Origin of the sequence: Gaiella occulta (assembly GCF_003351045.1) — a bacterium.
Taxonomy (GTDB): Bacteria; Actinomycetota; Thermoleophilia; order Gaiellales; family Gaiellaceae; genus Gaiella; species Gaiella occulta.
This window is the reverse complement of record NZ_QQZY01000001.1, coordinates 519,979-530,928: the sequence shown is the minus strand read 5'-3', so window position 1 is coordinate 530,928 and position 10,950 is coordinate 519,979. Positions and strand designations below refer to the sequence as shown.

At 71.4% G+C, this 10,950-nt stretch carries 10 protein-coding genes; 4 read left to right on the top strand and 6 right to left on the bottom strand.

Annotated elements, in window-relative coordinates:
- The first annotated feature begins 4 nt into the window (after nucleotides 1-4).
- From Gocc_RS02755 to betA, 3 genes are read left to right on the top strand one after another with little or no spacing between them, the layout of a single operon-like run.
- Entirely contained in the window at nucleotides 5-1,546 is a 1,542-nt protein-coding gene (locus Gocc_RS02755) for a trimethylamine methyltransferase family protein (RefSeq protein WP_114794982.1), read from the top strand.
- Complete coding sequence (locus tag Gocc_RS02750; protein WP_114794981.1) at nucleotides 1,546-2,403, top strand: methylenetetrahydrofolate reductase; 858 nt, start codon at nucleotides 1,546-1,548, stop codon at nucleotides 2,401-2,403. Before Gocc_RS02755 ends, Gocc_RS02750 begins: the two co-directional genes overlap by 1 nt.
- 9 nt (nucleotides 2,404-2,412) lie before the next feature.
- A complete protein-coding gene (gene betA, locus Gocc_RS02745) occupies nucleotides 2,413-4,062 on the top strand; it encodes a choline dehydrogenase (protein ID WP_114794980.1) in 1,650 nt (549 codons plus the stop codon).
- Between the two features lie 161 nt (nucleotides 4,063-4,223).
- Here the strand turns inward: betA and Gocc_RS02740 are convergent, their stop codons facing one another.
- The 6 genes from Gocc_RS02740 to Gocc_RS02715 all read right to left on the bottom strand — a co-directional run bounded on the left by Gocc_RS02740 (nucleotide 4,224) and on the right by Gocc_RS02715 (nucleotide 9,585).
- Nucleotides 4,224-4,619, bottom strand: a complete 396-nt coding sequence (locus Gocc_RS02740; protein WP_114794979.1) for a type II toxin-antitoxin system VapC family toxin — start codon at nucleotides 4,617-4,619, stop codon at nucleotides 4,224-4,226.
- Nucleotides 4,616-4,876: an antitoxin gene (locus Gocc_RS02735; RefSeq protein WP_114794978.1), complete on the bottom strand. Its 261-nt coding sequence runs from the start codon at nucleotides 4,874-4,876 to the stop codon at nucleotides 4,616-4,618. Before Gocc_RS02735 ends, Gocc_RS02740 begins: the two co-directional genes overlap by 4 nt.
- A gap of 99 nt (nucleotides 4,877-4,975) precedes the next feature.
- Nucleotides 4,976-5,437 carry a (2Fe-2S)-binding protein gene (locus Gocc_RS02730; protein ID WP_114794977.1) on the bottom strand — a complete coding sequence of 154 codons (462 nt, stop codon included), beginning with the start codon at nucleotides 5,435-5,437 and terminating at the stop codon, nucleotides 4,976-4,978.
- Nucleotides 5,434-6,339, bottom strand: coding sequence for an FAD binding domain-containing protein (locus tag Gocc_RS02725; protein ID WP_181813305.1), 906 nt, complete (start codon nucleotides 6,337-6,339; stop codon nucleotides 5,434-5,436). The genes Gocc_RS02730 and Gocc_RS02725 overlap by 4 nt, the downstream gene beginning before the upstream one ends.
- The gene (locus Gocc_RS02720; RefSeq protein WP_114794975.1) at nucleotides 6,336-8,606 is read right to left on the bottom strand and encodes a xanthine dehydrogenase family protein molybdopterin-binding subunit; all 2,271 of its coding nucleotides are present in this window, start codon (nucleotides 8,604-8,606) and stop codon (nucleotides 6,336-6,338) included. The genes Gocc_RS02725 and Gocc_RS02720 overlap by 4 nt, the downstream gene beginning before the upstream one ends.
- A gap of 79 nt (nucleotides 8,607-8,685) precedes the next feature.
- The gene (locus Gocc_RS02715) at nucleotides 8,686-9,585 is read right to left on the bottom strand and encodes a PHP domain-containing protein (protein ID WP_114794974.1); all 900 of its coding nucleotides are present in this window, start codon (nucleotides 9,583-9,585) and stop codon (nucleotides 8,686-8,688) included.
- A gap of 129 nt (nucleotides 9,586-9,714) precedes the next feature.
- Here Gocc_RS02715 and Gocc_RS02710 point away from each other — a divergent pair, with 129 nt between their 5' ends.
- On the top strand, nucleotides 9,715-10,905 hold the full coding sequence (locus tag Gocc_RS02710) for an ABC transporter substrate-binding protein (RefSeq protein WP_114794973.1): 1,191 nt from the start codon (nucleotides 9,715-9,717) through the stop codon (nucleotides 10,903-10,905).
- Nucleotides 10,906-10,950: the final 45 nt, after the last annotated feature.

The following is a 10,950-nucleotide window of genomic DNA, read 5'->3' as shown; positions in this document are numbered from 1 at the left end:
CGAGATGAGCGAGACGAGATCCGGGCGCCGCAGCGGGGGCCGCGCAGGGCGCCAGGCGCTGCGTGCGAGCACCGCCGTCGACCGTGTGCCGTTCCTGACACGCACGATGGCGCCGTTCGAGGTGCTCTCCGCCGAGGGGCTGGAGCTGATCGAGCACAACGCCGACACGCTCCTGGAGCAGGTGGGTATCGAGTTCCGCGACTCCCCGGAAGCGCTCGCGCTGCTGCGCGACGCGGGCGCGGACGTCGACGGAGAGCGTGTGCGCTTCCCGCGCGGCATGTGCCGCCAGATCGTGCAGGCGACCGCGCCGCGCACGTTCACGCAGGTTGCCCGCAATCCCGCCAACAACGTCGAGATCGGCGGCATGAACACCGTCTTCGCGCCCGCCTACGGCTCGCCGTTCGTCAGCGACCTCGACAACGGGCGCCGCTACGGCACGATCGAGGACTTCCGCAACTTCGTCAAGCTCGCCTACGTCTCGCCGTACCTGCACCACTCGGGCGGCACGGTGTGCGAGCCCGTCGACCTGCCGGTCAACAAGCGGCACTACGACATGGTGTACGCGCACCTGCGCTACTCGGACAAGCCGTTCATGGGCTCGGTCACGCACCCGGAGCGTGCCGAGGACACCGTCGAGATGGCGCGCATCGTCTTCGGCGCCGACTTCATGGAGGAGCACACGGTCATCCTCAGCCTGATCAACGCCAACTCGCCGATGGTGTGGGACTCGACGATGCTCGGCGCGGCGCGCGCGTACGCGCGGGCGAACCAGGCGGTGCTGATGACGCCGTTCATCCTCGCCGGCGCGATGAGCCCGGCGACGGTGGCGGGGACGGTCACGCAGACGCTCGCCGAGGCGCTGTCGGGCATGACGTACGTCCAGCTCGTGCGCCCGGGCGCCCCCGTCGTGCTCGGCTCGTTCGCCTCGTCGCTGTCGATGCAGTCGGGAGCGCCGACGTTCGGCACGCCCGAGCCCGCGCTCGTGCTCTACGCGATGGCCGCGCTCGCACGCCGCCTCGGCGTCCCCTTCCGCTCCGGCGGCGCACTGACGGCGTCGAAGCTCGCCGACGCGCAGGCCGCGTACGAGTCGACGAACACGATGCAGCCGACCGTGCTCGGCGGCGTCAACTTCGTGCTCCACGCCGCCGGCTGGCTCGAGGGCGGTCTGACGATGGGCTACGAGAAGTTCGTGCTCGACCACGACCAGCTCGGCATGTGGCACGCATTCGCGCGCGGAGTCGACCTGTCGGAGAACGGACAGGCGATCGACGCCCTGCTCACGAACGAGCCCGGCACCCACTTCCTCGGCCATCCGCACACGCTCGCCAACTTCGAGACGGCGTTCTACCGCTCGCCGGTCGCCGACAACTCGAGCTTCGAGCAGTGGAGCCTGGAGGGCGGGATCGAGTCGGCACGGCGCGCGAACCCGATCTGGAAGCGGATGCTGGCCGAGTACGAGCCGCCGCCGATCGACGACGCCATCGACGAGGAGCTGCGCGAGTGGATCGAGCGCAGGAAAGCCTCCTTCCCGGACTCGAACGTCTGATGGCCGGGCTCGCCTCCCCCGAGACCTCGTCCGCGGCCCGTCTCGCGGAGCTCCTGCGCGCCTCGCGCTACGAGGTGATCCCGCTCGCGGGCGTCGAGGAGCAGGTGCTCGAGCACGTGCCGCGCGACGTCACGCTCACCGTCACCGCCTCGCCGACGAAGGGACTCGACGTCACGCTCGACCATGCGGAGCGCTTCGCGGCGCAGGGGTATGCGGTCGTCCCGCACCTGTCGGCCCGGCTCGTGCGCGACCGCTCCCACCTCGCGGAGGTCGTGCAGCGGATGGACGCGATGGGCGTGCGCGACGTGTTCGTCGTCGCCGGCGACGCCGAGCGGCCGGCCGGGGAGTTCGCCGGCGCGGCGGCGCTGCTCGCGGCGCTCGACGAGCTGGGCCATCCGTTCGCCGACATCGGCATCACCGGCTATCCCGAGAGCCACCCGACGATCGACGACGAGACGACGATCGCCGCCATGTTCGAGAAGTCCCGCTTCGCCACCTACATCGCGAGCCAGATCTGCTTCGACCCGTCGCTGACGGTGCGCTGGGTCGACGCCGTGTGGGCTCGCGGCACGCGCCTGCCGATCCTCGTCGGTCTGCCCGGCGTGGTGCCGCGGGCCAAGCTCGTCCGCGTCTCGGCGCGGATCGGGATCGGCGAGTCTGCGCGCTTCCTGCGCAAGAACGCCGGCTTCGTCGGCCGCTTCCTCAAGCCCGGGGGCTTCAGCCCCGACCCGCTCATCCGCGGCCTCGAGCCGGCCCTGCGCGACCCCGAGCGGAAGATCGCGGGCTTCCACATCTTCACGTTCAACGACGTCGCCGACACCGAGCGCTGGCGGCGCCGGCGGCTCGCCCGTGCGTAGGCTGACCTCATGAGCGAGAAGGTCTGGGACTTCGTCATCGTCGGCGGCGGCTCCGCCGGGTGCGCGCTCGCCAACCGGCTCAGCGCCGACCCCTCGACGCGCGTGCTCGTGCTCGAGGCGGGCCGGCCGGACTCGCTGTGGGACGTCTTCATCCACATGCCCGCCGGCCTCGCGTTCCCGATCGGCAACCGCTTCTACGACTGGAAGTACGAGTCCGAGCCGGAGCCGCACATGCACGGGCGGCGTATCTACCACGCGCGCGGCAAGGTGCTCGGCGGCTCGTCGAGCATCAACGGGATGATCTTCCAGCGCGGCAACCCGCTCGACTACGAGCGCTGGGCGACGGTGCCGGGGCTCGAGCGCTGGGACTACGCGCACTGCCTTCCCTACTTCAAGCGTATGGAGACCTGCCTCGCCGGCAGCAACGAGTGGCGCGGCGGCCAGGGGCCGCTCGTGCTCGAGCGCGGCCCGGCGACGAGCCCGCTCTTCCAGGCGTTCTTCGACGCCGTGCAGCAGGCCGGCTACCCGCTCACCGACGACGTCAACGGCTACCGGCAGGAGGGCTTCGCGAAGTTCGACCGCAACATCCACCGCGGGCGCCGGCTCAGCGCGGCACGCGCGTACCTCCATCCGGTGATGGCGCGGCCGAACCTGGAGGTGCGCTGCCGCACCTTCGTGTCGCGCGTGGTGTGCGACGGCACGAGGGCGACGGGGGTCGAAGTCGTGGGACGGCGCGGAGCCGAGGTCGTCCGCGCGCGCGAGGTGATCCTCTGTGGCGGCGCGATCAACTCGCCGCAGCTGCTGCAGCTGTCGGGCATCGGCAACGCGGCAGAGCTCGAGCGGCTCGGCATCCGCGCCGTGCACGACCTGCCCGGCGTGGGCGAGAACCTGCAGGACCACCTGGAGGTGTACGTGCAGTACGCCTCGAAGCGGCCCGTCTCGATGCAGCCGGCGCTGAAGTTCCGCAACCGGCCCTGGATCGGGTTCCAATGGCTGTTCCTGCGCCGGGGGCCCGGCGCGACGAACCACTTCGAGGCCGGCGGCTTCGTCCGCTCCAACGACGAGGTCGCCTACCCCAACCTGATGTTCCACTTCCTGCCGCTCGCGATCCGCTACGACGGCACCCAGCCGGAGGGCGGCCACGGCTACCAGGTGCACGTCGGCCCGATGTACTCGGACGCGCGCGGCTCGGTCAAGATCACCTCGAGCGACCCGCGCGTGCACCCGGCGCTGCGCTTCAACTACCTCTCGACAGAGCAGGACCGGCGCGAGTGGGTCGAGGCGGTGCGCTGCGCGCGCACCATCCTCACCCAGCCCGCCTTCGAGCCGTTCAACGCGGGGGAGACCTCGCCGGGGCCGTCGGTGGAGACGGACGAGGAGATCCTCGACTGGGTCGCGCGCGACGGCGAGACGGCGCTGCACCCGTCGTGCACGTGCCGTATGGGGACGGACGCGCAGGCGGTCGTCGACCCGGCCTCGATGCGCGTGCACGGCGTCGACGGCCTGCGCGTCGTGGACGCCTCCGTGTTCCCGTTCGTGACGAACGGGAACATCTATGCGCCGACGATGATGGTGGCGGAGAAGGCCGCCGACCTGATCCTCGGCAACACGCCGCTGCCGCCCTCGGACGCCCCGTACTATCGACACGCGAGTCCGTGAGGATCGCACGGACGCCCGCTACCGGCACATCCTCCCAGCCGGCGACCGCTTCGAGGGCACGATCGGAAGGCGGTATGTCACCGTCCCCATACACCGCGCGGAGATCCCGAGCTGTCCCTCCGCGGCGGGCGAGAGTCGATCGGCCCGCGCCGCGCGATCGCTCATGAGACCCGCGTGAGGCCGGAGCGGCGGTCGAAGTGCGAGTCGAAGCTCATCACCTGCCTGACGCCGCGCCGCTCGAGCACCGCGATGTGCAGCGCGTCACGGGCGCTGAACGACATCGCGCCGAGGAGGACGTTCTTCGCCTGGTCGACGTCGGCCTGCTCGATCGCGAACACCTCGTCGACGACACCGAGGAGGGCGTCGAACGCGGGCTGAATCGCGTCGAGTCGGCCGATCGCCGCGTAGCGGTGAAGGATCTCCTGGAGAACCTCGACGTCGGTCACCAGCCGTTCACCCTCTGCCACCGCCGTCTGCAGGACGAGCTGCGCTCGAGCCTTGTTGGGGTGCTCCGCTCCGACCAGGTACATCGGGATGTTCGAGTCGACGAAGATCACGCAGGCTTCGTCTCGGCGTAGCCCGCTTCGATCTGTGCGAGCATCTCGTCGATCTCCGCCGTCGGAAAGGCGTGCGCCGCCGCGGATTGGATGACCGCGAGCTTGCGAGCAGGGTCGGCGTTCGAGCCACCAGCGCGGGCATGCGCACGCATCGCCTGCCGCGCCCATTCGGAGACGGTCTGCCCGGCGCGGTTCGCGGCACGCCGGATGTCGCGCAGCTCGCGCTCGTCGAGGAGTATCTGGAGTCGCTTACTCACAGCATGAGTGTATCGCACTCATCAAGACTCATTATCGCGAGTGACGCGCCCTCACTCGGTCAGTCGAGCGTTCCGCGCGGTGCGATCCACCGTGACGGGTTACGACCCTGCGACGCTCAGCACGGCCCTGACGATCCCGTCGTAGCCGGTGCAGCGGCACAGGTTTCCCGCCAGCCCCACACGCACCTCGTCCTCGCTCGGATGCGGATTCGCCGCGAGCAGCGCCGTCGCCGACACGAGCATCCCCGGCGTGCAGAAGCCGCACTGGACGCCGCCCTGCTCGAGGAAGGCCTCCTGCAGCGGCGCGAGCGTCTCGCCCGCCGCGAGGCCCTCGACGGTGGTGACCTCGCTGCCCTCCGCCTGCAGAGCGAGGTACGAGCACGCGTTCACCGGCCTGCCGTCCAGGAGCATCATGCAGGCGCCGCACTCGGAGTCGTCGCAGCCCTCCTTCGACCCAGTCAGCCCGATCGCGTCGCGCACGGCGTGCAGCAGGCTCGTAGCCGGGTCGAGATCGAGCGGATACGCGACGCCGTTGACCGTGAGCGTGGCAGCGACCTTCACGAGAGACCTCCGTGCAGCGTAGGACTGGCGGGTACGGGCACGTGCTCGCCGCGCGCGCGGGCGACGGCGGCGAGGATCGCGCGGCGCGTGATCACCGCGGCCATCGCGCGCCGGTAGCGCTCCGAGGCGCGGACGTCGGAGATGGGAGAGGCGGCCTGCGCGGCCGCCTGCGCGGCCGCTTCGGCCGCGGCGCGGCCGCCGTCGGAGCCGGCGAGCGCCGCCTCGGCGTCGGGAACACGCCGGATCGTCGGCGCGAGCGCCGTGATCGCGATGCGCGCGTGCGTCACCCGGCCGCCGTCGAGCGCGACCACCGCGGTGGCGCCGACGACCGCGATCTCCATCTGGCGGCGGTACTCGAGCCGCACGTAGCAGCTGCCCGTTCCGGCCGGCTGCGCCGGCACGGCGACGGCGACGAGCAGCTCGCCGGCCTCTGCGATCGTGCGACCGGGGCCGGCGAACAGCTGCTCGACGGGCACGATGCGCTCGCCCGCCGCCGAGCGCAGGGTGGCGGTGGCGCCGAAGCACATCAGCGGTCCGCCCGTCTCCATGGCGGGCGAGGCGTTCATGAGGTTGCCGCCGATCGTTCCCTGGGCGCGCGTCGCGTGGGAGCCGACGATCGCGGACGCGTCCGCGAGCGCGCTGAAGCGCTCCCGTACGAGACCGCTGGAGACGATCTCCGCGTGGCGCACGAGCGCGCCGAGCCGCAGCCCCGCCCCCGCCTCCTCGATGCCGTGGAGCTCCGCCAGCCGGTGGATCGCGACGATGCTCTCCGGCAGCGGCGCCTTGCCCTGCCGGGCGCCGACGACGAGATCGGTGCCGCCCGCGACCGGGCGCGCACCCGCCGCCATCGCCGCGAGCGCATCGTCGAGGGTTGCGGCGGTGGTGAAGGAGCGGACGCTCACGCCCCGGCCTCCCACACACGCTCGGGCGTCATCGGCAGCCGGTCGAGGTGCTTCCCGATCACCCTGGCCACGGCGTTCGCCACCGCGCCCGCCGTCGGCACGCACGGCGGCTCGCCGACGCCCTTCGACCCGCGCGGGCCCGCGTTCGGCGTGTCCGTCTCGATCCATGCGATGTCGATGCGCGGCGCATCCGCGGCGGTGACGAGCTTGTAGTCGAGCAGGTGCGCGTTGCGGTGCCGGCCCTCGCCGTCGAGCACCGTGCCCTCCGACAGGGCCTGCCCGATGCCCATCACGACGCCGCCGTAGACCTGGCCGTCGGCGCCCATCCGGTTGAGGATGCGGCCGGAGTCGTGTGCCGCCGCCACCTGCAGCACGCGCACGACGCCCGTCTCGCGGTCGACCTTGACGCGCACGGCGTGGGTCATCAGCTGCGGCGCGAGGAACGACTCGAGCCCGAGCCGGCCGACACACCCCTCCGCCTGCACGGGCGGCGCCTCGGGCAGATCGCCCGAGCCCTTGCCGTGGAACGTGCCGCTGCTCGCCAGGTCGGCGATCGCGACCGCCTTGTCGGGCGAGCCCTTCACCCGCACGACGCCGGCTGCGAGCTCGAGATCGCCGCGCGCCGCCTCGAGCTGCTCGGCGGCGGCGTCGAGCAGCTGCTCGCGCACCTCGGCGGTCGCGGCCAGCACCGCGCGGGCGCTGTTGAACGTCGTCTGCGAGCCGCACGAGCCCATGTCCCACGGCGCCGCGTCGGTGTCCTGATAGTGGATCGTGAAGTCGCCGGGGCGCATGCCGAGCTCCTCGGCGACGAAGGCCGCCATCGCCATCACCGCGCCCGTGCCGTTCTCCTGCGCGCCCGTGACGATCGTGCCGGTGCCGTCGTGGTTGAGCTGGACGTAGGCGCCGGCGTTCGCGGCGAAGCACGGCCACCAGCCGCAGGCGACGCCGATCGCCTCGTCCTCCGGCAGCTCCTGCCCGTAGCCGATCATCTCGACCGCCCGCTCGAGCGTCTCCTTCATCGCGATCCGCTCGAGCTTCTGCCGCGTCGGCCCCTCGGAGCCGTCCTCGATCAGCGTGCGCCGGCGCAGCTCGACGGGGTCGAGCCCGAGCGCCTCGGCGAGCTCGTCCATGTGCTGCTCGAGCGCCCACACGACCTGCGGCGCGGTCGGAGCGCGGATCGACGACGAGGGCTGGTTGTTCGAGTAGTTCAGGTAGGAGGCGACGGAGATGTTCTCGATCTCGTACGGCCCGCAGGCGTGCATGGCGGCGAGCTGCGCGAAGAAGCCGCCCTCGCCGCAGTAGGCGCCCTTGTCGAGGACGAGCCGTGCCCGGCGGGCGACGAGCGTGCCGTCGCGGCGTGCTCCGGTCTCCAGCTCGATCACCATCCCCTCGCGCCGGTGCCCGACCGCGAAGAACTCCTCGTGCCGCGAGAAGACGAGCTTCACAGGGCGTCCGGCGGCCCGCGCGAGCGCCGCCACGTGGCCCTCGAAGTGGAAGTCGCACTTGGCGCCGAAGCCGCCGCCGAGCAGCGGCACGATCACGCGCACGTGCGACTCGGGGATCTGCAGCGTCCGCGCGACGCCGGCGCGTGCAGCGTACGGCACCTGGGTCGACGACCACACGGTGACGCGGTCGCCGTGCCACTCGGCGATCACGGCGCGCGGCTCGATCGGCACACCCTGCACCGGATCGGTGACGTAGCGCCCGCGGACGACGACGTCGGCGCCGGCCATGGCGGCGTCCGCGTCGCCCTTGACGATCGTCGAGTAGCCGAGCGTGTTGCCGTTGCGGCCGAGCGCCTCGTCGCCCTCGTACGCCTCCCAGTCGGGATGCACGAGGATGGCGCCGTCGGCCATCGCCGCGTCGAAGTCCGTCACGACCGGAAGCGGCTCGTAGTCGACCTCGACGAGCGCCGCGGCCTGCCTGGCGATCTCGGGCGTCAGCGCCGCGACAGCGGCGACGATGTCGCCCTCGAAGCGCACGGTGTCGCGGGCGAACAGCCTGCGATCCTGCACCATGCCGCCGTACAGCACGTCGGGCACGTCCTCGTGCGTGATCACCGCGAGCACGCCCGGGAGCGCCCGGGCCGCGGTCGCGTCGATGCGGAGGATGCGGGCGTGCGTGTGGTCCGCGTAGCGGAACGCCGCGTGGAGCTCGCCCTTCAGGCTCAGGTCGGCGGTGTAGCGGCCCGCTCCCGTCACCTTCTCCTTGCCGTCTGCCCGGATGAACGACGCGCGCTCGCTGCGCGGCTCCTCGACTGTCGTCACTCGTCCCTCTCTCGTTCAGGATTGACGGGGAAAGCCTACGGGGCGGCGCGAGGCCGTGTCGCAGCGACGCGAGCGGCGATCATGCGACGCGGTTGCTCCACGCCGTCTTGCCGGCGGCGTCGACGACCTCGACCCTCGCGTAGGGCGCCGTCTCCGGCAGGACGAGCCTGGCGGCGGTGATGAGCCCGTCGTGCGTGCGGTCGACGATCTCGGCCGCGTAGCTGTAGCCGAGCCGGCCGGCGTGCACGGCGGCGCCGCTCGAGACGCCGGTGAGCAGCGTCACCGACCGGCACGGGCTGCACTCCACCTCGACGGCACCGTCGCCGACGCGGACGTCCGTCAGGAGCGGCCCGGTGCTGGCGTAGAAGCAGCCCGAGCGGAGCGCCTCGAGGACGGCCTCCGCGCTGCGCTCGGCGCGCACCCACGTCCACGCGAGATCGGAGTCGAACCCGGGATGATGGGTGTCGTCGGCCGCGATCGCGTGGCACGCGTGGCCCGCCGCGAGCAGCTCGTCCCAGTGCACGGCAGAGAGGCCGCGCCCGATCTCGAGCTCGCAGCCCGCGTTGTAGACCTCGATCCCCGACACCTCGGCGGGTAGCTCGAGCGTCCCGGGCGTCGCCCCCGTCCAGTACGGATGCGCCAGGTAGGCGACGCCGCCGTGCGCGACGATCCACCCGGCGGTGCCGGCGAGATCGAGCCGCTCGCCGAGCTCTCCGGGGTCGGCGTCGACCCCGAGCGCCAGCACATGGCCGTCGCGCCCGGCCGGCAGCAGGCAGTTGAGCTCGGCACCGGGGATCACGAGCACGCGGCCCGACGGCGCCTCGGTGCGGTGCCAGTGGTCGGTGATCGCGAGCACGTCGTAGCCGGCGCGCTCGTAGTGCTTGACGAGCATCCGCGGCGCGAGCTCGCCGTCGGAGTTCGTCGTGTGGGCGTGCAGCGCGCAGCGCAGCCAGGGCCCGGAGGCCTGCCAGGGAGTCATGCGTCGGGCCTCCGCCGCGGTTGCACCTTCCAAAGGGTAGACGTTTCGTGTTTTACTGGTGGGCGCACTTGAAGTTCTCGGGCTCTGCGTGCACGATCGAGCCTCACTCGCACACGAACGGGAGGGTCAATGGAAGAGTTCCAGGAGCAAGAGTACGAGTTCCTGCGGAGGCTCGAGGAGGAGCGCATCGGTCGCCGAAGCCTCCTCAAGCGCGGCCTCGTCGCCGGCGCCGGCCTGACGATCCTGTCGTCCCCGGCCGCGGCGCTCGCAGCCCGCAAGCAGGCGTTGAAGGAGCCGCCGCTGCTGGGTCGCACGCTTTCGCTGAAGGAGTTCGTCGCGGAAGCCAAGAAGGAAGGTCGCCTGAACGTGATCGCCCTCCCCCCCGACTGGGCGAACTACGGCGAGATGATCTCGACCTTCTCGAAGAAGTTCGGCATCCCGATCACGAGCGCGGATCCCGACGCGTCGTCGGCCCAGGAGAATCAGGCCGTGCGCTCGCTGAAGGGCGACCCGCGGGCCCCGGACGTGCTCGACGTGGGCCCGTCGTTCGCGATCGACGGCGCCAACGAGGGCCTGTACGCCAAGTACTACACGACGAACTTCCGGAAGGTGCCTCGGGCCATGAAGGACGGGCGCGGCTTCTGGGTCGGCGACTACTGGGGCGTCGTCTCGATGGGCGTCAACACGGCCGTCGTGCCGAACGTGCCGAAGAGCTGGAAGGACCTGCTCAAGCCCGAGTACAAGAACAAGGTCGCCCTGAACGGCAGCCCCCTCTCGTCGGGCTCCGCCGTCGCGGGCGTGTTCTCGGCGTCGCTCGCCAACGGCGGCTCCCTCAACAACATCGGCCCGGGAATCGACTTCTTCGCACGGCTGAAGAGCGTCGGCAACTTCATTCCCGTGCAGGCGACACCCCAGACGATCGCGTCCGGCCAGACGCCGATCACGATCGACTGGGACTACCTGAACCTCGCCTACGGGAAGAACTTCCCGGCGGCGAAGATCAAGACCGTGATCCCGTCGGACGGGGTGTACGGGGCGTACTACTGCCAGGCGATCAACGCGACGGCGCCGCACCCGTGGGCCGCCCGGCTGTGGCAGGAGTTCCTGTACTCCGACCAGGGCCAGCTGATCTGGCTCAAGGGGTTCTCGCACCCGGCGCTCTTCAACGACATGGTGGCGCGGAAGGTCGTCCCGAAGGCGCTCATCGATGCGCTTCCCGATCCGGCCGCATACGCGAAGGTGCGGTTCGCGAACCGCAAGCAGATCGCCGACGCGCGGAGCACCATCAAGACCGACTGGCCCGGCAAAGTCGGCGCGTAGCACGCTGGACGCGGGCACCGGAAACGACGCCTCCCCCCGGCCGGG

Coding starts and splice junctions, on each gene's coding strand:
- Gocc_RS02755 (WP_114794982.1), top strand. CDS start 5: ATGAGCGAGACGAGATCCGGGCGCCGCAGCGGGGGCCGCGCAGGGCGC.
- Gocc_RS02750 (WP_114794981.1), top strand. CDS start 1,546: ATGGCCGGGCTCGCCTCCCCCGAGACCTCGTCCGCGGCCCGTCTCGCG.
- betA (WP_114794980.1), top strand. CDS start 2,413: ATGAGCGAGAAGGTCTGGGACTTCGTCATCGTCGGCGGCGGCTCCGCC.
- Gocc_RS02715 (WP_114794974.1), bottom strand. CDS start 9,585: ATGACTCCCTGGCAGGCCTCCGGGCCCTGGCTGCGCTGCGCGCTGCAC.
- Gocc_RS02710 (WP_114794973.1), top strand. CDS start 9,715: ATGGAAGAGTTCCAGGAGCAAGAGTACGAGTTCCTGCGGAGGCTCGAG.